The organism is Bradyrhizobium sp. HKCCYLRH1034 (genome assembly GCF_051168375.1).
Taxonomy (GTDB): domain Bacteria; phylum Pseudomonadota; class Alphaproteobacteria; order Rhizobiales; family Xanthobacteraceae; genus Bradyrhizobium.
Genome location: NZ_JBNPUW010000006.1, coordinates 191,933 through 215,839, shown reverse-complemented (window position 1 = coordinate 215,839; position 23,907 = coordinate 191,933). Strand labels below are relative to the sequence as shown.

General features: G+C 65.7%; 25 protein-coding genes. 10 read left to right on the top strand and 15 right to left on the bottom strand.

Annotated features, from left to right (window positions below; translation table 11 throughout):
- The first annotated feature begins 51 nt into the window (after positions 1-51).
- Both ACQR0W_RS16440 and ACQR0W_RS16435 read left to right on the top strand, forming a co-directional pair.
- The gene (locus ACQR0W_RS16440; protein WP_316186651.1) at positions 52-1,275 is read left to right on the top strand and encodes an ABC transporter substrate-binding protein; all 1,224 of its coding nucleotides are present in this window, start codon (positions 52-54) and stop codon (positions 1,273-1,275) included.
- Between the two features lie 28 nt (positions 1,276-1,303).
- Entirely contained in the window at positions 1,304-2,584 is a 1,281-nt protein-coding gene (locus tag ACQR0W_RS16435; RefSeq protein ID WP_316169547.1) for a glycerate kinase type-2 family protein, read from the top strand.
- 18 nt (positions 2,585-2,602) lie between these two features.
- Here ACQR0W_RS16435 and ACQR0W_RS16430 read toward each other — a convergent pair whose 3' ends face one another.
- Positions 2,603-3,109, bottom strand: a complete 507-nt coding sequence (locus ACQR0W_RS16430; protein WP_315713766.1) for a MarR family winged helix-turn-helix transcriptional regulator — start codon at positions 3,107-3,109, stop codon at positions 2,603-2,605.
- 197 nt (positions 3,110-3,306) lie between these two features.
- On the opposite strand from ACQR0W_RS16430, the gene ACQR0W_RS16425 reads away from it, so the two are divergent.
- Genes ACQR0W_RS16425 through ACQR0W_RS16415 form a run of 3 tightly spaced genes read left to right on the top strand, consistent with a single transcriptional unit; the run spans position 3,307 to position 6,842 of the window.
- On the top strand, positions 3,307-4,347 hold the full coding sequence (locus ACQR0W_RS16425; RefSeq protein ID WP_316169548.1) for a branched-chain amino acid ABC transporter permease: 1,041 nt from the start codon (positions 3,307-3,309) through the stop codon (positions 4,345-4,347).
- A 3-nt stretch (positions 4,348-4,350) separates the two neighbouring features.
- The gene (locus tag ACQR0W_RS16420; RefSeq protein ID WP_316186650.1) at positions 4,351-6,120 is read left to right on the top strand and encodes a branched-chain amino acid ABC transporter ATP-binding protein/permease; all 1,770 of its coding nucleotides are present in this window, start codon (positions 4,351-4,353) and stop codon (positions 6,118-6,120) included.
- Positions 6,117-6,842, top strand: a complete 726-nt coding sequence (locus ACQR0W_RS16415; protein ID WP_316186649.1) for an ABC transporter ATP-binding protein — start codon at positions 6,117-6,119, stop codon at positions 6,840-6,842. The genes ACQR0W_RS16420 and ACQR0W_RS16415 overlap by 4 nt, the downstream gene beginning before the upstream one ends.
- Positions 6,843-6,871: 29 nt before the next feature.
- Here the strand turns inward: ACQR0W_RS16415 and ACQR0W_RS16410 are convergent, their stop codons facing one another.
- From ACQR0W_RS16410 to ACQR0W_RS16385, 6 genes are all read right to left on the bottom strand, one after another.
- Complete coding sequence (locus ACQR0W_RS16410; RefSeq protein WP_316186648.1) at positions 6,872-7,678, bottom strand: shikimate dehydrogenase family protein; 807 nt, start codon at positions 7,676-7,678, stop codon at positions 6,872-6,874.
- A 96-nt stretch (positions 7,679-7,774) separates the two neighbouring features.
- Complete coding sequence (locus ACQR0W_RS16405; RefSeq protein ID WP_315713761.1) at positions 7,775-8,920, bottom strand: ABC transporter substrate-binding protein; 1,146 nt, start codon at positions 8,918-8,920, stop codon at positions 7,775-7,777.
- A 215-nt stretch (positions 8,921-9,135) separates the two neighbouring features.
- On the bottom strand, positions 9,136-9,555 hold the full coding sequence (locus ACQR0W_RS16400) for an acyl-CoA thioesterase (protein WP_315825945.1): 420 nt from the start codon (positions 9,553-9,555) through the stop codon (positions 9,136-9,138).
- 258 nt (positions 9,556-9,813) lie between these two features.
- Entirely contained in the window at positions 9,814-10,578 is a 765-nt protein-coding gene (locus ACQR0W_RS16395) for an SDR family NAD(P)-dependent oxidoreductase (protein WP_315825944.1), read from the bottom strand.
- Positions 10,579-10,604: 26 nt separating this feature from the next.
- Entirely contained in the window at positions 10,605-12,506 is a 1,902-nt protein-coding gene (locus tag ACQR0W_RS16390; protein ID WP_434840715.1) for a feruloyl-CoA synthase, read from the bottom strand.
- 1 nt (position 12,507) lies between these two features.
- Complete coding sequence (locus ACQR0W_RS16385) at positions 12,508-13,311, bottom strand: crotonase/enoyl-CoA hydratase family protein (protein WP_315714363.1); 804 nt, start codon at positions 13,309-13,311, stop codon at positions 12,508-12,510.
- A 774-nt stretch (positions 13,312-14,085) separates the two neighbouring features.
- Here ACQR0W_RS16385 and ACQR0W_RS16380 point away from each other — a divergent pair.
- Positions 14,086-14,424 carry a hypothetical protein gene (locus ACQR0W_RS16380; RefSeq protein WP_315713757.1) on the top strand — a complete coding sequence of 113 codons (339 nt, stop codon included), beginning with the start codon at positions 14,086-14,088 and terminating at the stop codon, positions 14,422-14,424.
- Between the two features lie 214 nt (positions 14,425-14,638).
- Here ACQR0W_RS16380 and ACQR0W_RS16375 read toward each other — a convergent pair whose 3' ends face one another.
- The 4 genes from ACQR0W_RS16375 to ACQR0W_RS16360 all read right to left on the bottom strand — a co-directional run bounded on the left by ACQR0W_RS16375 (position 14,639) and on the right by ACQR0W_RS16360 (position 18,215).
- Positions 14,639-15,118: a DUF3237 domain-containing protein gene (locus ACQR0W_RS16375; RefSeq protein ID WP_315825941.1), complete on the bottom strand. Its 480-nt coding sequence runs from the start codon at positions 15,116-15,118 to the stop codon at positions 14,639-14,641.
- Positions 15,118-16,437 (bottom strand): TRAP transporter large permease, encoded by a 1,320-nt coding sequence (locus ACQR0W_RS16370; protein ID WP_434840714.1) that lies wholly within the window; start codon positions 16,435-16,437, stop codon positions 15,118-15,120. The genes ACQR0W_RS16375 and ACQR0W_RS16370 overlap by 1 nt, the downstream gene beginning before the upstream one ends.
- Positions 16,438-16,443: 6 nt before the next feature.
- On the bottom strand, positions 16,444-16,953 hold the full coding sequence (locus ACQR0W_RS16365) for a TRAP transporter small permease (RefSeq protein ID WP_315713754.1): 510 nt from the start codon (positions 16,951-16,953) through the stop codon (positions 16,444-16,446).
- A gap of 245 nt (positions 16,954-17,198) precedes the next feature.
- A complete protein-coding gene (locus tag ACQR0W_RS16360) occupies positions 17,199-18,215 on the bottom strand; it encodes a TRAP transporter substrate-binding protein (protein WP_315713753.1) in 1,017 nt (338 codons plus the stop codon).
- Between the two features lie 412 nt (positions 18,216-18,627).
- Here ACQR0W_RS16360 and ACQR0W_RS16355 point away from each other — a divergent pair, with 412 nt between their 5' ends.
- Positions 18,628-19,041 carry a PaaI family thioesterase gene (locus ACQR0W_RS16355; RefSeq protein WP_316172689.1) on the top strand — a complete coding sequence of 138 codons (414 nt, stop codon included), beginning with the start codon at positions 18,628-18,630 and terminating at the stop codon, positions 19,039-19,041.
- A 131-nt stretch (positions 19,042-19,172) separates the two neighbouring features.
- Here the strand turns inward: ACQR0W_RS16355 and ACQR0W_RS16350 are convergent, their stop codons facing one another.
- Positions 19,173-20,057 carry a LysR family transcriptional regulator gene (locus tag ACQR0W_RS16350; RefSeq protein ID WP_315713751.1) on the bottom strand — a complete coding sequence of 295 codons (885 nt, stop codon included), beginning with the start codon at positions 20,055-20,057 and terminating at the stop codon, positions 19,173-19,175.
- Positions 20,058-20,177: 120 nt separating this feature from the next.
- On the opposite strand from ACQR0W_RS16350, the gene ACQR0W_RS16345 reads away from it, so the two are divergent.
- Positions 20,178-20,810 (top strand): pyridoxamine 5'-phosphate oxidase family protein, encoded by a 633-nt coding sequence (locus ACQR0W_RS16345; RefSeq protein ID WP_434840713.1) that lies wholly within the window; start codon positions 20,178-20,180, stop codon positions 20,808-20,810.
- Between the two features lie 120 nt (positions 20,811-20,930).
- Here the strand turns inward: ACQR0W_RS16345 and ACQR0W_RS16340 are convergent, their stop codons facing one another.
- On the bottom strand, positions 20,931-21,659 hold the full coding sequence (locus ACQR0W_RS16340) for a glutathione S-transferase family protein (RefSeq protein WP_315713749.1): 729 nt from the start codon (positions 21,657-21,659) through the stop codon (positions 20,931-20,933).
- A 218-nt stretch (positions 21,660-21,877) separates the two neighbouring features.
- Between ACQR0W_RS16340 and ACQR0W_RS16335 the strand changes: the two genes are divergently transcribed.
- Together ACQR0W_RS16335 and ACQR0W_RS16330 are read left to right on the top strand one after the other, a co-directional pair.
- Positions 21,878-22,576, top strand: a complete 699-nt coding sequence (locus ACQR0W_RS16335) for a helix-turn-helix transcriptional regulator (protein WP_315713748.1) — start codon at positions 21,878-21,880, stop codon at positions 22,574-22,576.
- On the top strand, positions 22,569-22,889 hold the full coding sequence (locus ACQR0W_RS16330) for a YkgJ family cysteine cluster protein (protein WP_315713747.1): 321 nt from the start codon (positions 22,569-22,571) through the stop codon (positions 22,887-22,889). The genes ACQR0W_RS16335 and ACQR0W_RS16330 overlap by 8 nt, the downstream gene beginning before the upstream one ends.
- A 23-nt stretch (positions 22,890-22,912) precedes the next feature.
- Here the strand turns inward: ACQR0W_RS16330 and ACQR0W_RS16325 are convergent, their stop codons facing one another.
- Positions 22,913-23,305 (bottom strand): hypothetical protein, encoded by a 393-nt coding sequence (locus ACQR0W_RS16325; RefSeq protein WP_316204347.1) that lies wholly within the window; start codon positions 23,303-23,305, stop codon positions 22,913-22,915.
- A 141-nt stretch (positions 23,306-23,446) separates the two neighbouring features.
- A complete protein-coding gene (locus tag ACQR0W_RS16320; RefSeq protein ID WP_315735691.1) occupies positions 23,447-23,797 on the bottom strand; it encodes a DUF3307 domain-containing protein in 351 nt (116 codons plus the stop codon).
- Positions 23,798-23,907: the final 110 nt, after the last annotated feature.

Below are 23,907 nucleotides of genomic sequence, written 5' to 3'. Positions count from 1 at the left end.
GGGCGGATCCAACAACAAGGCCAAGCTCCAAGGCCGAGAAGGAGTCCCCACGTGACCACTGCCCTCACCCGCCGCACGCTCTCCAGCATGCTCGGTCTCGCCTTGGTTGGCGCCGCTGCCGGCAGCGCCCATGCCGACAAGAAATACGACACCGGAGCCAGCGACACCGAGATCAGGATCGGCAACATCGTGCCCTATAGCGGCCCGGCCTCGGCCTATGGCTCGGTCGGCAAGGCGATGTCGGCAGTGTTCAAGAAGGTCAACGACGAGGGCGGCATCAACGGTCGCAAGATCAATTTCATCTCCTACGACGACGCCTATTCGCCGCCAAAGACCGTCGAGCAGGCGCGCAAACTGGTGGAGAGCGACGAGGTGCTCTTCCTGTTCGGTGTGCTCGGGACTGCGCCCAACACGGCGATCCAGAAATACATGAACGCCAAGAAGGTGCCGCAGCTGTTCGTCGCCACCGGCGCCACCAAGTGGAACGAGCCCAAGACCAATCCGTGGACCATGGGATGGCTGCCGAGCTATCAGTCGGAAGCCCGCATCTATGCCAAATATCTCACCGCGCAGCAGCCGACCGGCAAGATCGCAGTGCTCTACCAGAACGACGACATGGGCAAGGACTATCTGAAGGGTCTCAAGGATGGCCTTGGCGACACGTCCCGCGTGGTGCTGGAGGAGAGCTACGAAATCGCCGAACCCACGGTGGAGTCGCACATCGTCAAGATGAAGTCGGCCAATCCGGACATCGTCGTGCTGTTCACCACACCGAAATCCGGCGCACAGGCGATCAAGAAGCTCGGCGAGATGAACTGGAAGCCGCTCACCATCATCTCGAACGTCAGCGCCTCGACCGCGGCGGTGATGCGGCCGGCCGGCGTCGAGAACTCGCAAGGGGTGATCTCGGCCGCCTATGCCAAGGATGCCTCCGACCCGCAATGGGCCAACGACCCCGGTCTTGGCGCGTTCAGGGAGCTGCTCGCCAAATATCTGCCGGAAATCAACCCCGTGGATTCGTCGGCGCTGACCGGTTACAACATCGCCACCACAATGGTCGAGGTGCTGAAGCGATGCGGCGACGAACTGACCCGCGCCAATGTCATGAAGCAGGCGGCAGGCCTGAAGCAGTTTGCGCAGGGCGGGCTGTTGCCCGGCATCACGCTGACCACCGGTCCGGACGACTTCCAGCCGATCGAGCAGCTGCAGCTGATGCAGTTCAAGGGCGAGCGCTGGCAGTTGTTCGGCGAGGTCATGAGCGGCGAGCTGAAATAGGCTCTGCACGGCAGACGGGCGGCGCCGCATGACCAGCCGCCGTCCGTTGTTGCGCTCAATCTTCGATGCCGCCGTCGCCGCGGCGCATCCCGACGTCGTGCTGCCGGCATTCCTGCCGGCGGCTCCCAAAGGACGAATCATCTGCCTCGCCGCCGGCAAGGGCGCGGCCGCGATGGCGCTCGCGGCCGAGCGCCATTACCTGGACACGCTCGGGTTCGATCCCGCGAAGCTGACCGGCATCGCAACCACCCGCCACGGCCATGGTGTGCCGACCCGGCGGGTGAAGGTGATCGAGGCCGGACATCCGATGCCGGACGAGGCTGGGCTGAAGGCCGCCGACGAGACGCTGCAATTGGCGGCAACCGCCGAGCCCGGCGACCTGATGCTGGTGCTGCTCTCCGGTGGTGGGTCCGCCAATTGGGTCGCGCCGGTGAACGGTGTCAGCTTCGCGCAGAAGCAGCAGCTGACCCGCGCGCTGCTCCGCTCGGGCGCACCGATCGGCGAAATGAATACGGTCCGCAAGCATCTGTCGCGCATCAAGGGCGGCCGGCTGGCGCGGGCCGGGCAGAAGGCCGAGATCGTGACGCTGGCGATCTCCGACGTGCCGCATGACGATCCCTCGGCGATCGCATCGGGTCCGACGGTGCCCGATCCGACCACGCTGGCCGATGCCCGCGGCATCGTCGCCAAATACAAGCTCGAGGTCGACCCGGCGATCGGTCGGGCGCTCGATGATGCCGCCAATGAGAGCTGCAAGCCCGGCGATGCCGCCTTCGTCCGCGCCTCGTTCGAGCTGATCGCGCGCCCCGCCAGCTCGCTGGAGGCGGCCGTGGCCAGCGTCAAGGCCGCGGGCTACGACGTGCTCGATCTCGGCGCCGATCTCGAGGGTGAGGCCCGCGAGGTCGCGGCCGATCACGCCAAACTGGCGCGCGAGGCCCGCGCGCTCGGCCGCCGCATGGCGATCATTTCCGGCGGCGAGCTCACCGTGACGGTGCGCGGCCAGGGCCGCGGCGGCCCGAACCAGGAATATGCCCTGGCGCTCGCCGACCTCCTCAAGGACATGGAGGGCGTCGCGGCGCTCGCCGGCGACACCGACGGCGCCGATGGCGGCGGCGGCAGCGCCTCCGATCCGGCCGGTGCGCTTGTCGATGCCGAGGTCATCGCCGCGATGCGGGCGCAGGGGCTGGATCCGCAGGCCTATCTCGCCAACAACGACGCCACCGCGTTTTTCGCCGCGACCGGCGGCCTGCTGCAGACCGGACCGACCCTCACCAATGTGAACGACGTCAGGGTCATCCTGGTCGATTGAGGGGCGCGACTGCGTCCTTCAGAACTCCTCCGCGATCTTGGTGAGCATCGCCAGCAGCGCGTCGCGGCCATCCGGGCCCAGCAGCTCGTTGAGCCGCGCCTCGTGCTTCGACACCACCAGCTTCTTGGCGCGGGCCAGCACGGCGCGGCCCTTCTCGGTCAGCATCAGGATGTGCGAGCGCCGGTCGTTGGCCGAACGCACCCGCGCACACAGGTCGCGGCTCTCGAGGCTGTCCAGCAAGGACACGAAGTTCGGCCGCAGGATGCCCAGGGTGTTGGCGATCTCGGTCTGGTTACGGCCCGGATTGGCGTCGAGCAGCAGCAGCACCGAGAACTGGGCCGGCGTCAGTTGCAGCGGCGCGACGCAGCGCAGGAAGTCCTCGAACACCTTCAACTGCGCCCGTTTCAGCACATAGCCAAGCAGATCCGACAGCTCGCCGAGCTGGACCGCTTGCGTCTCGTCGGCCGCTACGGCAGCTTCCTTGCGGCTTTCCCTCTTGCTGACGGGCTTGGCGCTATCGGCCATCACGGTCCGCCAAATTCATCGCATTTGCTTCCATCCCTGGTCTCGAATGCCGCAGCCGGAACAGCGGCCTTGAGATTATAATCGATAATTGTTATCCACTATATCAAACACGGGCAGCCCAATTCAACTGCCCAAGACCGGCGGACGGCGCAGGGCGCCGGCCGCGCCCGGTCACCACAGAGGGGGAGCGTCCTGTCTTGAACACAACGATCTTGCTGTTCCTGTTGCAGGACGGCATTACCAATGGCGCGATCTACGCGCTGCTCGGGCTGGCGCTCGTGCTGGTGTTTGCCGTCACCCGGGTGATCCTGATCCCGCAGGGCGAATTTGTCACCTACGGCGCCCTCACCTATGCCTCGCTCGCGGCCGGCCAAATGCCGGGCACCGCGAAGCTCGCCGTCGTGATCGGGCTCGCGGCCTTCGCCTTCGACCTCTACGCCATGCGCAAGACGCTGCACGCGCCGAAGATCGCGCGCACCTTCGGCCTCAACGTGGTCCTTCCTGTGGCCATTCTGCTCGCCAGCATGTGGGCGGCGAACCAGCGCATGCCCGCCGGCGTCAGCCTGGTGCTGTCGCTGCTGATCGTGGCCAGCATCGGCCTGTCGCTCTACCGCATCGTGTTCCAGCCGCTCGCGCACACCTCGGTCCTGGTGCTGCTGATCGCCTCGGTCGGCGTTCATCTCGCACTGCAGGGCCTCGGCCTGCTGTTCTTCGGCGCCGAGGGCCAGCGTGGCCCGACCCTGCTCAATGCCACGGCGACGCTCGGCTCGCTGCGCTTCACCGGGCAGGGCATGGCGGTCTACGGCATCACCATCGCCTTCATCGTCGGCCTCTGGCTGTTCTTCGGCCTGACGCTCTACGGCAAGGCGCTGCGCGCCACCGCCGTCAACCGGCTCGGCGCCCGCCTCGTCGGCATCCGCACCACGCTGTCGGGCCAGATCGCGTTCCTGCTGGCCTCCACCATCGGCGCGCTCTCGGGTATCCTGATCGTCCCGATCACGACGCTCTATTACGACACCGGCTTCCTGATCGGCCTCAAAGGCTTCATCGCCGCGATCATCGGCGGCCTGATCAGCTATCCGCTGACTGCGGTCGCCGCGCTCGTCGTCGGCATCGTCGAGGCGTTCTCCTCGTTCTATGCCTCCAACTTCAAGGAGGTGATCGTCTTCACGCTGCTGATCCCGGTTCTGCTGCTGCGTTCGCTCGCCGCGCCCGCGGTCGAAGAAGAGAAGGATTGAGCCGTGCGCGAGCGTTGGCCTCTCATCATCTTTGCCGTCATCGTCGCGGCGATCCCGTTCATCCCGGGCATGCCGCCGTTCTGGATCGTGCTGCTCGACAATATCGGCCTGTCGGCGCTGGTCGCGATGGGGCTGGTGCTGCTGACCGGCGTCGGCGGTCTGACCTCGTTCGGCCAGGCCGCCTTTGTCGGCTTCGGCGCCTACACCACTGCGGTGCTGTCGGCCAATTACGGCGTATCGCCGTGGCTGACCCTGCCGCTGTCGCTGCTGGTGTCCGGCCTCGCCGCCGTTCTGCTCGGCCTCGTCACGGTCAGGCTGTCCGGCCACTATCTGCCGCTCGGCACGCTCGCCTGGGGCCTCGGCCTGTTCTATCTGTTCAGCAAGCTCGCCTTCCTCGGCCGCAACGACGGCATCTCCGGCATCCCGCCGCTGTCGATCGGCAGCCTCAAGATGCTCGATCCCGGCACGATCTATTTCGCGATCTGGGCCGCCGTTCTGATCTCCGCACTGTTGACGATGAACCTGCTGGACTCCCGCACCGGCCGCGCCATTCGCGCGCTGCGCCGCGGCCACATCGCCGCGGAAGCGTTCGGCGTCTATGCACCTCGCGCCAAGCTGCTGGTGTTCATCTATGCCGCCGTGCTCGCCGGCCTCTCGGGCTGGCTCTATGCGCACTTCACCCGCGCCGTGAACCCGACGCCGTTCGGCGCCCAGGCCGGCATCGAATATCTGTTCGTCGCCGTGGTCGGCGGCGCCGGCTATGTCTGGGGCGGCGTGCTCGGCGCGGCGATCGTCGTGGTGCTGAAGGAGGTGCTGCAAAGCTATCTCCCGCTGCTGCTGCATGGCGAGGGCCAGCTCGAGACCATCGTGTTCGGCATTCTCCTCGTCACGCTTCTCCAGCTCGCCCCGACCGGCCTGTGGCCATGGCTGACGGCGCGGCTGCCGTTCAAGCCGGTTGCCAAGCAGCCGGACACGTCGGTCAAACTGCCGGCGCGGGAGCGATCTGCGACGACTCCAAACGTGCTGCTGCAGGTCGACAACGCGCGTAAGCAGTTCGGCGGCGTGGTCGCGGTCAACAACGTCTCGTTCGATGTCCAGGCCCGCGAGATCGTCGCGCTGATCGGCCCGAACGGCGCCGGCAAGAGCACGACCTTCAACCTGATCACCGGCGTGCTGCCGCCGACCTCCGGCAACATCTCGGTGCTCGGCAAGGCCGTCGGCAACGCCCCGCCGCAGGACGTCGTCAAGCTCGGCATTTCCCGTACCTTCCAGCACGTGAAGCTGGTGCCGGACATGACGGTGCTCGAGAACGTCGCGATCGGCGCGCATCTGCGCGGCCATTCCAACGCGCTCACGAGCATGTTCCGGCTCGATCGCGGCGACGAAGCCAAGCTGCTCGCGGAAGCCGCGCGGCAGATCGAGCGCGTCGGGCTCGGCGACCAGATGCACCAGCTTGCCGGCTCGTTGTCTCTCGGCCAGCAGCGCATCGTCGAGATCGCCCGCGCGCTGTGCGTGGATCCGATGCTGCTGCTGCTCGACGAGCCGGCCGCCGGCCTGCGCCACATGGAGAAGCAGCGCCTCGGCGCGCTGCTGCGCGACCTCCGCGCCGGCGGCATGTCGGTGCTGCTGGTCGAACACGACATGGGATTTGTCATGGACCTCGCCGACCGCATCGTGGTGCTCGATTTCGGCACCAAGATCGCCGAGGGCACCCCAGCCGCGATCAAGACCAATCCGGAGGTCATCAAGGCGTATCTCGGAGCCACCGCATGAGCACGCTGCTGGAAGTCACCGACGCCCATGTCTCCTACGGCAAGGTCGAGGCAGTCCGCTCGGTCTCGCTCACCGTGGCCGAGAACGAGATCGTCACCATCATCGGCGCCAACGGCGCCGGCAAGACCACCTTGCTCAGTGCCATCATGGGCGTGTTTCCGCTGAAGGGTCGCGTCTCCTTCCTGGGCGAGGACATGGCCCGGCTGGAGATCGAGGACCGCGTCGCGCGCGGTCTCTGTCTGGTGCCGGAGCATCGCGAGCTGTTCGCCACCATGAACGTCGAGGATAATCTGCAGCTCGGCGCTTTCAGAATGTCGAAGACCCACGCCGCACGCGGCTTCGAGCACGTCTACACGCTGTTTCCGAAGCTCAAGGAGCGGCGCAAGCAGCTCGCCGGCACGCTCTCCGGCGGTGAGCAGCAGATGCTGGCGATGGGGCGCGCGCTGATGGGCGCGCCAAAGATGCTGATGCTGGACGAGCCCAGCCTTGGCCTGGCGCCGATCATCGTCGCCGGCATCTTCGAAATCGTCGCCAAGCTGCGCCAGGAAGGCGTCTCGGTGCTGCTGGTCGAGCAGAACGCCAAGGCCGCGCTCAAGGTCGCCGACCGCGCCTATGTGATGGAGCTCGGCGAGTTCGTGCTCAACGGCAAGGCCAGCGAGATCGCCACCGACGAGCGCGTGGCGGCGAGCTATCTCGGCTTTGCCGAGGCGGCCGCGAGCTGAGCCTGATGTCGATGGGGTGAGGCACTGCTTCAGGAGGGCGCCTCCTTCGACAGCAGGAAATCGACCATCACGCGCTCCAGCGCCCGGTACATGTCGGTGCCGGTCGCCGTGAGGCAGCCGCGCTGGCGCGCAGCGGCGATGAAGGGCGAGACCTCGGGCCGGGTGATGACACAGCCGCAATAGGCCGACGGGCTGACGGTCGTCATGTCGACCGGCAGAGGATCGCCGGACTGCATGCCTGCCGGCGTGGCGTTGGCAACCATGTCGAAGCCTGTTGCGTTCATCGAGCCGACAACGGCGCGGCCTTTGCCCCGCTCGTTGAGGCGCGCGATCAGCACATCGCGGCGTCCGGCATCGCTGTCGTGAATGGCAAGCTCGCGCACGCCGGAATCGATCAGCGCCAAAGCGATTGCCGAGCCCGCACCGCCCGCGCCAATCTGTAGCGCGCGGCAGCCTGCAGGATCGAAGCTTGCCCCCTTCGCAGCGCCGATGAAGCCAAGGCCGTCGACCATGTCGCCATGCCAAAGGCCGTCAGGACCACGCCGCATCAGATTCACGGCGCCGATGAAATGCGCGCGCTCGGTGGCCGTCGCACAGGCGCGGTAGCAGGCGAATTTGTGCGGGATGGTCGCGACGATGCCGTCGAGATTCTTCACCCGTGTCATCGTCGCAAGGAAGTCAGTCAGGTCACCCGGCGCGACTTGGACCGCAACCAGGATCGCATCGCTGCCGCGCTCCGAGAACGCCTGGCTGACGCCGGCCGGCGCGCGCACCTGCGCGACGGGATCGCCGATGATGATGTGGAGCCGCGTGGCTCCGGTGGGGGCGGGAATCATGGTGGGGCTCCCAAAACGACAAAGATCGTCGTCCAAATGGCCGAAAGGCCGGCTCACCGAGCCGGCCTTCCTCACTCGAAGATATCGTCCGTCCGGTTACTTCGCCGGGACGTATTTGCCATCCTTCACCGTCAGGATGATGCGGGCGCGGTCGTCGAGGCCGGAGCGGTCCTTTTCGGTGAAGTTGTAGACGCCCTGCGAGGCCGCCAGATCCTTCTCGGTCAGCAGCGCCTGGCGGATGGCCTCGCGGAACTCCGGCGTGCCGGGCTTGGCGGTCTTCAGCGCCACCGGGATGATGCGCTTGAGGATCTCGAACGCGTCGAACGAATGGCCGGCGAACTGGCTGCGGCTGTTCGGGCCATACTTGCCCTCATACGCCTTGTTCAGCTCCATGCCCGGCTTCTTGGTCAGCGCGCTGTCGTCCTGCGTCTCCGGCGACATCACCGGACCGGACGCCATGATCACCCCCTCCGCCGCCTTGCCGGCGATACGGATGAAGTCCATGCTCGCGGCGCCATGGGTCTGATAGATCAGGCCGGTGTAGCCACGCTCGCGCAGCTCGGTCTGCGGCAGCGCCGCGGCGGTGCCGGAGGCGCCGACCAGGATGGCGTCCGGATTGGCGGCGACCAGCTTCAGCACCTGGCCGGTGACGGAGGTGTCGGGACGCGCAAAGCGTTCCTCGTCGGCGATGGTGATGCCCATCGGCACAGCCTGATTCTTCAGATCGTTGAACCAGAGGTCGCCGTAGGAGTCGGAGTAGCCGATATAGCCGACGGTCTTGATGTTGTGCGCCTTCATGTGCTCGTACAGCACCTTGCCCATGATCGGCACCGGCTGCGGCATCACAACCGACCATTTCATCCGCTCCGGCGTGACCGGGAACGGCGCCAGGCCGAAATGCGGAATGCCGGCTTCGTTGGCGACGTTGGACACCGCGATGGTCGGCGGGGTCAGCGCCGAGCCCATGATGATATCAGCCTTCGATTCCGTCACGAAGCGACGGGCGTTGGTCGTGGCCGTGGTCGGATCGCCGCCGTCGTCGAGCACGATCACCTTGAGCGGCACGCCGCCGATCTCCTTTGGTACGAACTCGAGCGCATTGCGCTCGGGGATGCCGAGCGCCGCGCCCGGCCCCGTCGTCGTCGTGGTGATGCCGATGGTGATCTCGCTGGTCTGCGCCAGCGCCGGCGCTGATGCCAGCATCGCGATGACGCCAGCCGCCGCCAGATAGGCCTTCCTCATAAAATCCTCCCTCAATCTTGTCGGTTCAGCTCGTGATCCGCCGATCCTGTTTGCAGTCCCGCCCCCTGTCTGGGGCATCTTCCAACACGACCGGCCGATATGTGTCCAAACGTGATCATAGCATTGAACACGAGAAGATCACTCCTCACCAGTCGACCAAAGCACGACAGCTGAACATCCTTAAGACGGCCGCATGTCGCACCCATTTCCGCGCCTCATTCCCCGAGAAACTTGGCTCGCATCTCCTCCGGGAAAGGTGCCGATTTCAGCTTGTCCGGGTCGGCCGGATCGCGCCCGACCAGCACCCGGGTCTCGAACCCTTCGATGGCCAGCGCCTCACCCTTGAACACCTTGTGGGTGACGTCGAAGGACGAGCGCTTGATGCTCTCGATCCGGCTCTCGATCGTGATCCAGTCGCCATAGGTCGAGGGGATGTAGAACTTGGCGCGGGTGTCGACCATGGGGATGCCGACCAGGCCGTAGCGGCGGACGATGTCCTGCTTGGAGAACCCGGCCGCCTCGAACATCACCGAGGTCGCATCATCGAACATCGCGAAATAGCGCGGGTAGTAGACGATGTTGGCGGGATCGCAGTCGCCCCACTGGATCTGCACGTCGCGGCGGTGAACGAACATGTCTTGAAAGCCTCACACCATCGCCGATAGCGATCTGGAGAGTGGGCAACGGCGCGCAGCGCCGAGCCCACCATTTTCAGCGGTGGTGGGCACGCTACGCTTTGCCCACCCTCCGTTTCTCTACGTCGTCATTCCGGGGCGCGCGGAGCGCGAGCCCGGAATCCATCTCTCAGCAGTGCTAGACGCCGAATGGATTCCGGGCCCGACGCTGGCGCGTCGTCCCGGAATGACAACCACGTGGACGTCGGCGCGCGGCACTTACTTCGGCGCCATGCGCAGCGAGCCGTCGAGGCGAACGACTTCGCCGTTGAGGTAGGCGTTCTCGACCATGTGCAGCGCCAGCGCGGCGAACTCATCGGCATGACCCAGACGACGGGGGAACGGGATCGCGGCGGCGAGCGAGTCCTGGGCCTCCTGCGGCAGGTTGGCGAGCAGCGGCGTCAGGAACAGGCCGGGCGCAATGGTCAGCACGCGGATGCCGAACTGCGCGAGCTCGCGCGCGATCGGCAGGGTCATGCCGACGATGCCGCCCTTGGAGGCGGAATAGGCCGACTGTCCGATCTGGCCGTCATAGGCGGCGACCGACGCGGTGTTGATGACGACGCCGCGCTCACCGGTCGCCTGCGGCTCCAGCTTGGTCATGCCGTTGGTGACCAGACGCAGCATGTTGAACGAGCCGATCAGGTTGACCTTGATGACCTTCTCGAAATCGGCCAGCGGCATCGGGCCGTCACGTCCGACGACGCGCTTGGCGACGCCGATGCCGGCGCAGTTCACCAGCACGCGCGGCTGCTGGCCGAGCGCCTCGACGGCCTTGGCAACGGCCGCTTCCGCGCCGGCGGCGTCCGAGACGTCGCAGACCACCGGCACGCCCTTGATCTCGGCCGCGACCTCCTCCGCCAGCTTGGCGTTGAGATCGAACACCGCGACCTTGGCGCCCTGCGCAGCGAGCTTGCGGGCGGTGGCGGCCCCGAGGCCGGAAGCGCCGCCGGTGACGATGGCGGCCTGGTCCTTCAACAACATTGTCGTTTCTCCCTTGGATGCGTCGATCAGCCGGCGATGATGATGTCGTCGTCCGGCGTCGCGGCGTAGATGCGTTCGATCAGGTCCTTGCGGTTCTCCAGCACGGCGCGCTGGTTGATCGATCCCTTGTCGGTGACCTCGCCCTTGTCGATCGACAGCGGCACGCCGAGCAGGACGGCGCGCGTGATGCGCGTCGATGAGCCGGTCGCGGTCTGCAGGAATTTTGCGAAGCGCTGACGGAAGGCCTCGATGATCAGCGGATCGGCCGCCGTGGCGGCGAGGTCGTCGAACGGCAAGGTCGCGTTGATCAGGCGGCAACCATCGAGATCGAGCACGACGATTGCGGCGATCTCGTCGCGGTTGATGCCGGCGATGATCACGTCGCGCGCCAGCGGCGCGCACGCAGCCACGAAGCGGGCCCGCAACGGGCCGACGGAAACCCAGGTGCCGCTCGCCAGCTTGAAGTCCTCGGCAACACGGCCGTCAAAGTCGAAGCCGGCATTGAAGTCGTCGGGATCGACGGGCTTCAGCGCGTCGCCCATCTTGTAGTAGCCTTCGTCATCAAAGGCCGCGGCCGAGACCTCCGGCAGGCGCCAATAGCCCGGCGTCACGTTCGGCCCCTTGGCGCGCACTTCCATCTTGCCGTTGTTGGGAACGAGCTTGGCCTCGTTGCCGGAGACGGGCAGGCCGACATGGCCGGAGCGGCTGGTGCGTGGATTGACCGACATGAAGAACGGTGCGGTCTCGGTGGAGCCGAGGCCCGTCAGCATCGGCACACGAGTGCCCGTCTCGGCCACCGAGAGCTCGTCGAGCTCGTTCCAGACATGCGGCGCCAGTGCGGCGCCGGAGAAGAACATCGCGTGCAGCCGCTGGAAGAAGGACTTCCGCAGCGCCGGGTCCTCGCGGAAATAGAGCAGCAGCGACTCGTAGCCCTTGGGGACGTTGAAATAGACCGTCGGCGAGATCTCGCGCAGGTTTCGCACGGTCTCCTCGATGCCGCCGGGCACCGGCTTGCCCTGGTCGAGATACATCGAGCCGCCGTTGAACAGGGTCAGGCCGATGTTGTGGTTGCCGCCGAATGTGTGATTCCAGGGCAGCCAGTCGATGATCACGGGCGGCTCGTCCTTGAGGAAGGCGAGCGTCTCGCGGATCATCACCTGGTTGGCGCAGATCATCCGCTGGGTGTTGATCACGGCCTTCGGATTGCCGGTCGAGCCCGAGGTCAGCAGGAATTTCGCGATCGTGTCCGGGCCGATCTTGTCATGGGCGGCGTCGAGGCCAGGAAACAGCGGCGATGCGATCAGATCGGCGAGCATCGTGATCTTGCGGCCCGGCACCGAGCCGAACGACGCCACGATCTCGGTGCCTTCGGGTACGTTGGCGATGAGCGCGTCGGCGAACTTGTCGGCGTCGTCGACGAAGACGAGGCCCGGCGTCAGCAGCTTCATCAGGTAGGCGAGCTTGCCGTAGTCGCGCGACACCAGCGAATAGGCCGGCGACACCGGACAGAACGGCACGCCGGCATAGAGCGCGCCGAACGCGACCAGCGCATGGTCGATCGAATTGCCCGACAGGATCATGACCGGCTGGTCCGGCGACAGCCCGCGCGCGAGCAGCCCCGAAGCGATGTGCCGGCTCGCCGCCAGCAGCGTGGCATAGCTCAGCTCGCGCCAGCCCTCCGGGCCAACGCGCTCGGCCATGAACACGCGCTCAGGCGTGGCTTTGGCGAAGTGATGCAGCCGGTCGGTGATCCGCGGCGGATAGTCGCCGAGCGGCTGCTTCGGACGGAGATAGATGGTGCCGTCGTCTCGGCGGTCGACCGTGACGGCCGGGTCATTGAACGAGATCGCGCGCAACGGATGAACACTGGCGCTGCGCGCCGTGTCGTCCGTTCCTCCCTGTGTGCTTGTTATTGTTTGTGCGGTCATGTCACGTCGGCTTCACTTTGGCGGTCTTGTGATCGAGGAAGGCGCGGATGCGATTCTTGGCCTCCTTGTCGCTCTGCGCGACGGTGGCCATCAGCGATTCCATCAGCAGGCCGGTCTGCGGATTGGCCTCGGCGATCATCGGCAGCGCCTGCAGCACCGCGAAATTCGTCAGCGGCGCGTTGTTCGCGATCTTCGCCGCCAGCTCCATCGCCTTGGTCATCGAGGCGCCGGCCTCGACCAGATATTGCGCGAAGCCGTAGGACGAGCCTTCGGTCGCCGAATAGACCCGGCCGGTCAGCATCATGTCCATCATGCGGGCGACGCCGATCAGGCGCGGCAGCCGCACCGAGCCGCCGCCACCGACGAAGATGCCGCGCTGGCCCTCGGGCAGCGCGAAGTAAGCCGACGGCTCGGCAACACGGATATGCGCGGCGCAGGCGAGCTCGAGACCGCCGCCGATGACGGCCCCCTTCAATGCGGCGATCACCGGCACGCGGCAATACTGGATGCGGTCGAACACGCGATGCCACATCTGCGAGTGCACCAGGCCTTCGGTGGCGTCACGTTCGCGCAGCTCGGAGAGATCGAGGCCGGAGGAGAAATTGTCGCCAATCCCGTGGATCACGATGCAGCGGACGTCGTCAGGCAGGCTGGTGAAGCACTCGCCGATGGCGAGGATGATGCCGTCATTCAGCGCGTTGCGCTTGGCCGGGCGGTTGAGCCCGATCGTCAGGACGGCGCCCTGCTGTTCGATCTGCAGCAGAGACGAATCCCCCGCAGGCGTGGCGGTGTCGGCGTTTCCCATGGGCTCTATTGTGTCCTGTTCAGAATAGTTATGTTTTATAACGATCTTCGCGGGAGTCAACAAGCGGCGCCCGACATCATGTTGTGCAATGCAAAAGAACAAGCCGCCGAGGGGCTCGGTCGCGCAGCATCGTAAGGCCCGCCTGCGCGCAAAGGCAAATGACATGATCCGGCATTCCCGCGGCGAAATCACGCCCGGGGCTTGCTGATATTCTTCACCCTCCGGTGCGGAGGGCGCAGGGAAGGCCAGGCGCCGGCTGACGCCTGCGGCCCGCCTGCGAGAAAAATGCAGGCGGCAGGTACCACAGGTGCAGCCGAGAACGCCCGGCCTTCCCTGCGCGATGGTCTTCACGCTTATACGCAGTCTCCCTGGTGCACCGGCTTGTTGGCCACCATGATCCGCGCGGCGCGTTGGCGCCATCGCGAACGTAACACCGGCAACGGGGTGTCAGGACGCTGCGACTTCACGTCCGCGTCACGTCGTTCGTCCGCGCGCCCGAAGACACGCTGCGACATGATCGCGGCCACCGCTCCCCGCCCCGCGTGTCGTGACGATCGCGCGCTACGCCCCTCGGCTTGGGACGGGATGGCGAGAGAAGATCACGCCTTCCGATAAAACGCAAGATATTTATTCTTATCAGAATATGCTGGGAGGATGCCGGTTAGGCCGGAGCCCCGGGGCGACTTCCGAGATGAACGGCCAACAACATTGCATTCAGGGTGGCTTCAAAGCCCGCGATGTAGAACGTCCCTACACTTCCCAATGGAGGGGACCATGGTTTCGCTGAAGACATCTCTCGCAGGCGGCATCGCCGCGCTCGCCGTCACCGCCACCCTGCTCGCCGGCGCGGCGCCGGCTCAGGCTCACGACGGGCGCAACGCGGCGCTGTTCGGCGGCCTGGTGGCCGGAGCTCTCATCGGGGGCGCGCTGGCGGCAGCGTCGGAAGCGCAGGCGTATGAGCCTGCGCCGGTCTACCGGTCCCACTATCGCGACGCGGCGTATGGCGGCTACGGCTACGGCTACGAGCGCTACCGCTATGTGCCGGCTCGCCACTATCGCAATTGCGACCACGACGGCTACGGCCGGGCTTCGGGCTGGGACGACGAGGATTAGTCGTAGGTCTACCGAATACGAAGCCGTCGCGACGAACAGCCACTTTCAACCAGTTACTCCGTCATGCCCGGGCTTGTCCCGGGCATCCACGTCGTTCGGAGCATGCAGAACCACGTGGATGGCCGGGACAAGCCCGGCCATGACGATGTGGAGACAGGCAAGCCCTAAACTCCCGACCGCTTTATGCGATCGCCCTTCGCAAGGAGAGCGTAGCCTACAGCACCACATGCACGTCGATGATGACGCGATCCGCGTGCCGCGCGGCGGAGCCTATGAAGACGTGCTCCATCAGCCAGCGATACTTCTCGTGGCCGGTCTCGAAGCGCGGGTGGGTGCGGAAGTAGATCAGCCTGGGGTCCACCGGCTCGCCGCGCTTGAGCTTCTGCAGCAAGTCGACCGGCCCAAAGCGGATGCCGCGGTTCTCGACATAGATGGTCGCGCCGTCGTCGGTCTCGAAGGCGTATTTGGCCTCGAGGTCGATCAGCTCGTTGGGGCGGATGATCTGGAAGTCGGCGCCGAAGTTGCAGATCCTGCCGCTGATGCCCTCACCGGCGCGACCGGGGCCCTTCACCTCTCCGCCATGGATCGGGATGATCCGGCGCACGCCGATGCCGGTCTCGCCGGCACTGGTGACGTCGCCGATCATCACGGTGAGGGTGAAGACGTAGCGAGTCTCGAGGATCGGAGTCGTCATCAGCGGGCCATCATCTGTTGCGGCAGCCAGGTGGCGAGGAGCGGGAAGGCGATCAGGATCACCAGCCGGATCAGGTCGGTCGCGACGAACGGCAGCACGCCCTTGAAGATGGTCGAGAACGACACGTCCTTCACCACGCTCTTGATCACGAACACGTTCATGCCGACGGGGGGATGGATCAGGCCAAGCTCGACGGTCATCACGATGATGACGCCGAACCAGATCGGATCGAAGCCGAGATGCGAGATCACCGGGAAGATGATCGGCACGGTCAGGATGATCATCGCCATCGCGTCCATCAGGCAGCCGAGGACGAGGTACATCACCATGATCAGCGCCAGCACCCCGTAGGGCCCGAGGCCGAGACCGGTGAGGAACTCCGTCACCTTCTGTGGCGTCTGCGTCACCGTCAGGAAGTAGCCGAAGATCAAGGCGCCGATCAGCACAGTGAACACGGCCGCGGCGGTGCGCGTCGCCTGCAGCAGCGAAGCCAGGATCTTCTCCTTGTTCAGCCGGCCGGTGAACACGCCGATCAGGAACGCGCCGGTGGCGCCGACGCCGCCGGCTTCCGTCGGCGTGAAGCGCGGCAGGAAGGGCAGACCGTAGAGGCCGCCGATCACGAACAGGAACAGCAGCACCGGCGCCCAGATGCCCTTCAGGCCGGCGATGCGCTCGGCCCATGGCAGCGCCTCACCCTTGGGCAGGAAGTCCGGCCTGACGCGGCCGATCACCGTGATGGTGATCATGTACATGGTCATCGCCAGGATGCCCGGGATGATGCCGGCGATGAACAGCTTGCCGATGTCCTGCTCGGTGATGATGCCGTAGACCGCGAGCACGGTGGACGGCGGCAGCATCGCCCCCAACGTGCCGCCGGCAGCGATGACGCCGGTGGCGAAGGATTGCGGATAGCCGAAGCGGCGCATCTCCGGATAGGCCACGGCCGAGAAGGTCGCGGCGGTCGCCACCGACGAGCCGCAGATCGCGGCGAAGCCGCCGCAGGCCGCCACCGTGGCGATGCCGAGCCCGCCGCGCAGATGGCCGACGAAGCCGTTGGCGGCGCGGAACAGCTCGCGGCTCATGCCCGAGTTGGACACGAACGTTCCCATCAGCAGGAACATCGGGATCACGCCGAACGTGTAGTCCGTGACCGTGCGCATCGAGGTCTGGCCAACCAGCTTCAGCGCCGCCGTACCGTTGACGAGATAGGCGAAGCCGGACACGCCGACGAGTCCCATCGCCATGCCCACCGGCACGCGCAGCAGCATCAGCGCAAACAGCGCAACGAAGCCGATGACGGCAACCGCATCCGTGCTCATGCGGCACTACTCCGTGGGCTTGACTTGAGGGTCATGAATCTCCTCGGGGTGGAAGATCAGGCGATAGGTCCGGATGGCGATCAGGAGCACCGCCGAAACGTCGCCGATCCAGGCGACGGCGAAGAACGGCCAGGTCGGCATGTGCAGATCGAAGGTGAGGACGTTGTCCTCATAGGTGCCGCGCACCTTGTCGAACAGGGTCCAGGTCTGCACCGTGACGACGAACAGCAGTACCAGCGTTGCGAAGATGTCGATCCAGCGCTGATAGCGCGGGCCGACATTGCCCCAGATGAGATCCACGGTGATGTGGGTGCCGCGGTATGACGTCGCAGCGATGCCCCAGAAGATCAGGATGCCGAGCAGCATGCGCCCGATGTCGAAGGAATCGGGGATCGAATAGTTCAGCGTGTTGCGGAGTAGCACCGACAGGAAGATGTCGAGCGCGACGATGCCGACGAAGAACGCGGCGATCCACTCGATCCCGTCGATGATCCGGTCCATGAAGGCGCGCTGCATGGCGTCCCCGTGTCAGAAAGCTTGGTGGTTATGGTGGATGCGAAGCGAGCTGCTGCGTAGCGGGCGGTTCTTAGCCTCTCCCCGCTCCCGGGGAGAGGCCGGATTGCATCGTAGATGCAATCCGGGTGAGGGGCTCTCCGCACGGTCGGTGCGTGCGGCTGCCCCTCACCCCAACCCTCTCCCCGTAAGGAACGGGGAGAGGGAGCGCACCGTCCGCCGCGCAAGAGCTTGGGTATGAAAAGAAGCTACTGTGCCAGCGCCTTGTACTTGGCGAGCGAGGCCTTCAGCTCGGTCATGGCGGCCTCGGCATCGACGCCGGTCTTCTTGACGCCATCGGCCCAGGTCTTGAACAGCGGCTCGGAGGCCTTTTTCCACAACGCGGTCTGCTCCGGCGTCAGCTTGTAGACCTCCTGGCCGGACTCGGCCTTGATCTTGTCGACGCCGGCGTCCTCGAACTTGCCCCAGGGCTCACCGACCTTGCCGGCGGCCTCCGTGTTGCAATTGTCGTCGATCGCCTTCTTCTGCATCGCCGACATCTGGTTGTACTTGTCCTTGTTCATGACGAACACGAAGGTCGTCACGTAGAACGGCGCATCCATGTGGTACTTCGTGACCTTGTCGACTCCGAACAGCACCAGCGAGCCCGCCGGAAACGTGACGCCGTCGGCGACGCCGCGCTCGATGATGTCGCGCACTTCCGGCGCCGACGACTGCACATTGGTGCCGCCGAGCAGGGTGACGAAATTGGCGATCGTCGCATCGGCGGGACGGATCTTCATGCCCTTGACGTCCTCGGGCACGACGACCTTCTTGGTGCGGGTGTGGAAAGCCGACGGCGTGTGAACGAAGGCGAGGCAGTACTTGACGTCCTTCATCTCCTTCTCGGCATATTTGCGATACCACGCGTCCAAACCTTCCGAGCCGCCCTTGGCGTCGGAAATCAGGAACGGCAGCTCGCCGGCGCCGATGATCGGGAAACGGCCAGGCTGATAGCCGGGATTCACATAAGTGACATCGGCGATGCCGTCGCGCGCCATGTCATAATGGTCGAACGCCTTGCCGAGCTGCTGGGCCGGGAACACCTTGCCCTTGATGGTGCCGCCCGAGGCCTTTTCGACCGACGCGGCCCAATCCTCCAGCGCCTTCTGCAGCGGATGGCTCGCCGGCACCCAGTGCGAGATCTTCAATTCGAATGTCTTGTCCTGCGCGAGCGCGGGGGTCACACCGGCGGCCAGAGCCAACGCCAGAAGCGTCTTCCTCATCGGGATCGTCTCCTCCATCAGTGGGCCTTCGAGGGCCCTTTGCTTCATTGTTATAGCATATAAGCATCATTGCAAGCGCGGCGGCAGGTTGGCCACCAGTGCACGCGCCAAGCGGAGCCTAGCGCGCCCGCCAGCGCAAGTCTGGCAGACGAAAGTTGCAGGCCCATGGCCATTTCATTAACACGTTAAGGATCTCGCCTGCACCCGAAATTGCACGGCGGGAGCATCGCACCACGAAATTGCCGCAGGGCCGCACCGGACGCCCGGCGACATCGCGCGCGACCCATCCGCGTGCATCCGATGCGCAACGTGTCAAACGCCCGCGCAAAAGACGTTTGAAACTTTGTAGGCGGTGCAAAATCCGCGCTGATGTCGTTGACTGCGGACATCGCCAGCAACGATCGAGACACGCATGAGCAGCGTCCCCGCCGGATTCGAACCGCATTTCCGCAAGAGCCCGTTCACCGATCCCTGGGAGCCGCTCTACGCCAAGAAAACCGACAAGGCCGTCATCCTCGGCCTGCGGCTCGCCACGCCGCACACCAATTCGCGCGGGCTGATCCATGGCGGGCTGATCGCATCGCTGGCCGACAATGCGATGGGCTATAGCTGCGCCCAGGCGCTTGGCTGGGAGGCGTCGCTGGTGACGATCAACCTCGCGGTGGACTACATCGGCAGCGCCGGGACCGGACAGTGGCTCAGCGTCGAGAGCGACGTCATCAAGAGCGGACGCACCGTCTGCTTCGTCCAGAGCCTGGTGCTGGCCGACGACGCCGTGATCGCGCGTGCGAACGCGACCTTCCGGGTGGTGCCGAAGAAAGGGTGATCGAAACCGCCGATCTTTCGCATCAAGACCAGCGTCGCACCAAGGCCGGCGCAATCGCATCCACTCGTCATTCCGGGTTCAAGGCCTTCGGCCTTGCCCCGGAATGACGGGGTGTGGCGTCGTAGTCGCTTTCAGTCGAAACGCCAGTCGCAGGTTGCGGTGATCAGGTCGATGAAGGCGCGCACTTTGGCGGAGAGCAGGCGGGAGCTCGGAAATACGATGTGGATCGGGAGCGGCGGAGGCTCGTATTTCGCCAGCACCCGCTTGAGACGGCCGCCGCGCAGCGTGTCCGCGGCCTGATAGGCCATCACCCGTGTCACGCCGCCGCCCGCCTCGGCATACTGGATCGCGGCGTCGGCATTGTTGGTGACGAGCCGCGGGCTGACCGCCATCCGCAGTTCCCTGCCGTCCTTGACGAAGCGCCATTCGTCGGACGGACCGAACTGGATGGTCTGGTGCTTCGTCAGCGCCTCGGGCGTCCGCGGCTCACCATGGACCTTGAAGTAGGCGGGAGCTCCGACCACGATCCGGCGCATGCTGCCGACCTGGCGGGCCACGAGCGACGAATCGCCGAGATGCCCGATACGAACGGCACAGTCGACGCCGTCCTCCACCAGATTGATCTGGCGGTCCTCGAGGCGCAGCTCGGCCGCGACCTCGGCATAGCGGCTCAGATACGCGGCCATGACCGGACCGACATGGAGCCGGCCGAAGCCGACGGGCGCCGAGACCACCAGCCGCCCGACCGGCTGCAGGCGCTCGCTCTCCGCGGCGCGCTCCGCCTCCGCCAGATCGGCCAGGATGCGGCTGGCGCGGTCGAGATAGCGTCGTCCGGAATCGGTCAGCGTCACTGAGCGCGTCGTCCGCTGCAGCAGGCGGACGCCAAGATGCGATTCGAGCGCGGCGACCAAACGGGTGACCGCCGATGGCGACAGCTTGAGCCGGCGCGCCGCCGGTGCGAAGCCGTTCAGCTCGGCGACGGTGACGAAAGCCTGCATGGCATCGATGCGGTCCATGGGATTATTGCAGCATCCGCAACGATCCAATGTCAACTGGCCAGATTATTTCCGAACGGGATTGGGACCATATTGGCTCCACGGCGGCAGTCACTGCCGCAGCGACAAGGAGTCATTGCGATGACCCAGACAACCATCCAGGCACCCGGCGACGTCATGTTCTCACCCGCCGCCAAGGCGATCCAGGCGCGCAAGGGGTCGCGCGAGAGCTACGCGCATGTGGAGCAGAGCCGCGGCTTTCGCCACGAGGTCGACGCCGATCTCGCCGGCCGCCTCGCCGAGGCCACGAGCTTCTATCTCGCGACCGCCTCGGCCGACGGTCAGCCCTATATCCAGCACCGCGGCGGACCGAAGGGCTTTCTCAAGGTGCTCGACAGCCACACGCTGGCCTTCGCCGACTTCAGCGGCAACCGGCAATATATCACCCAGGGCAATCTGTCGGAGAACCCGCACGCCTACATCTTCATCATGGACTACGCGCATCGCCGCCGGGTGAAGATCTGGGGGACGGCGCGGGTGGTGGAGGATGATGCCGCGCTGACGGCCACGCTGATGCCGAGAGGCTACAAGGCGCGGCCCGAGCACGTCATCCTGTTCACGATCAGCGCGTGGGACACCAACTGCCCGCAGCACATCCCGCAGAAGTTCGACGCGGCCGACGTCGCGGAAGCGCTGGCCGTTCGCGATGCTCGCATCGCGGAGCTCGAGGCCGAACTGGCGCGGTTGAAGGGCGAGAGCAAGCCCTCCGCCTAGGTCCTGCGCGCTGCGGGCCGCGCCTTTGGCTTGTTAGTCATTCCGGGGCAATCGCCAGTGCGCAGCGGCGCACTGGCGATTGAACCCGGAATGACGGTGAGTGGGACTCGACTGATCAGCTCACGCCGCCTCGGCCGCCCTGCCCCATTCGAACTCCGGAAAATATTGCGCCATCATGCGCTCGGCATAGGCGACCAGATTGCCGAAGCTTTCGGTGCGGCGGCGCAGCTCGGACTCGAAGAACGGCGTGAGGATGCCGGCGACGACGGCGAACGCCGTCGCGTCGGTGCCGCAAGGACGATCGCCCATCAGATAGGGCCGGTCGCCGAGCTGCACCGACAGCGCGCGCAGCGAGCGTGCGGCGAGATCGACGTCCTCGTCCGGCGCGTGGCGGCCGAGCCCGGAGATCAGATAGTTCTCGGCGACGCGAAACTGCGCGTCCTCGCGCAGCTTCTCGCGCTTGTCGGCCGGCACGCCGTCGAAGAAGTGCGCCGGCCCCTTGGCGAAGTTGACCGGATCGACCCAGCGCGCCCCGACCAGCGCGAAATACAGGTGATGCTCGATCATACGCTCGAACCCCCAGGCCTGCGCCCGCGCGCGCACGTCGAGCCCATGATCGAAGTCGAAGCCATATTTGCGCTCGACATGGGCGCGGATGAAGGTCGAATCGGCGATCAGCTCGCCGCTGTCGTCGATGAAGGGCAGTTGCCCCTTCGGTGATGCCGGCGGCATCGCCCGCTGCTTCCGAAAAGCGAGGCCCGCCATCTTCAATTGCACCTCCGTCTTGGTGACGAAGGGGCTGATCTCCGGCAGGCCGAAGCCCGCGCCCAAACCGAACAATGTGATCATGACAGCACTCCCGACTTCCTGAGCAGACGCCGGACGCTACGAGCATGCTGCTGCCACCATGGTGTCAGCAGCGGCAGTAGCGTGGTGGCAAGGCCAAGGCCATAAAACATCATCATCGACATCACCCCTTCAATCTCGTTGTTGGCCCGGTATAAGGACAGGCTGCTGCCAGCATCCTGTCAGCATCGGCGGGGGTGCTCGCCCATGCAGGACACACCATGAGACGCGCCGACCGGCTATTCCAGATCATCCAGGTGCTGAGACGCACGCGCCGCCCATTGACGGCGGATGCGATCGCGGCCGAGCTCGAGACCTCGAAGCGCACGATCTATCGCGACATCGCCACCCTGATCGGCCAGCGCGTGCCGATCCGCGGCGAGGCCGGCATGGGCTACATCCTGGAGAAAGGTTTCGATCTGCCGCCCTTGATGCTGACGCCGGACGAGATCGAGGCGGCGGTGCTTGGCGCGCAATGGGTCGCGGTCAACGCCGACCCGGTGCTGGCGCGCGCGGCGGAGGACCTGATGGCCAAGATCGCCGACACCGTGCCGGAGCGGCTGCGGCCATTCGTGCTGGAACCGGCGAGCCGAGCGCCGCGGCCGTGGATGCGCGAGCCGGACCGCATCGACATGTCGCGCACGCGCTCGCAGATCCACGAGGGACGCAAGATCAGGCTGCGCTATCGCGACGAGCAGGGCCGCGACAGCGAGCGCGTGATCTGGCCGATCGCGATCGGCTATCATGACGCGGTGCGCATCCTCGCCGCCTGGTGCGAGCTGCGCCGCGACTTCCGCAGCTTCAGGACCGACCGTGTCGTCGAGGCGGATTATCTCGACGACAAATATCCCGAAAGGCGCGAGGCGCTGCGCGCCAAATGGCGGCGCAGCCTGGTGTGGGAGGTTCCCAAGGATGTCTGAACCGATGTCTGGCGAGACTGACAGCAGCCCCTGTCAGAGCTGCGGCGCGTGCTGCGCCTATTCGTCGAACTGGCCGCGCTTCACGATCGAGGAGGATGCCGCGCTCGACCTGATCCCGGCCGAGCTGGTCAACGAGCGGCTGTCGGGCATGCGCTGCGACGGCAACCGCTGCTGTGCGCTCGATGGCGAGATCGCGCGCGCCGTGGCGTGCCGGATCTACGCGATCCGCCCCGAGGTGTGCCGCATTTGCATGCCGGGTGACGCCGAATGCGCGATGGCCCGGCGCAAGTTCGGGCTGCCCGTGCTCGCCTGAACAAAGGCAAGGAAGACGGGCAGTCAGGCCGTGACCGGCTCGGGGCTGTCGTCGAGATCGTCCTCGAACGGCTTCATCACCGAGAGTGGCTTGGTCGACAGCGAGATCGGCTTGCGGCTCGAGGTCGCGCCGGCCGGACCCGCCCGACCACCGCGGGACTGCGCATACAGCACCGATCCGACCCGGCCACCGAACTGCGACAGGACCTGCTCGCTGCACGTGGATGCAATCGCAAGCGCCAGCGGGTGAAGATGCGTGCGCCGGTAACAGAATAGCGCCAGCATGGCCCTCACATCGGCGGAGACGCTCTCGACCAGCGCGGGTAGCCCGTTGGCGTCGGCACGGTAGAGTTCACCGAGAAGCTCGTCGCCGACCGGGCACGAATCGCTGTCGAACGCATCGCGGCTTTGAAGCATCGGTTTGATTGCCATGACGCGACGATGCAGCGCGAATCGCTAATGACCGGTTAACCAAACCGAACGGTCGTCCCACCCCCGGCTTGACACGGGACTGCCGCGGTCGGTGCGGCTTCGCCGCGACGCACCGTGGCCGAACGCTCAGCCATTTGCGGCCATGAAGATCGAGAGCCCGAATCCGGTGAGGTGATGCAGCGCCTGGTCGACGCCGATCAGGGTCCAGAACCAGGGGTGCTCGGTATTCATGCCGAACCGCGACGAGCAGATGCCCTTGAGGCGATCGATCGTGATGTGAATGGCGAAGTCGATCACGGCGACGAACCAGAATCTCGGCGCGACGATCAAGATCAGGACCATGGCGACGGCGAGATGGATCAGGCAGTGCACCAACAGCGGCAGCGCCCAGCCCTTCCGCTGGTCCTTGCCATAGGCCATCCAGGCGTTCTGCAGCACGAAGTCGCCAATGATGTGCTTGAAGGTCAGCAGCAGCATCCAGCCGACCAGCGCACCAACCGGAACCTGCGACGACAAAGAGGGAAAAGACAAAGCTGACGCTCTCGCTACGACTAACCCTTGGAACCAACCCTTGGACGCACGGGGAA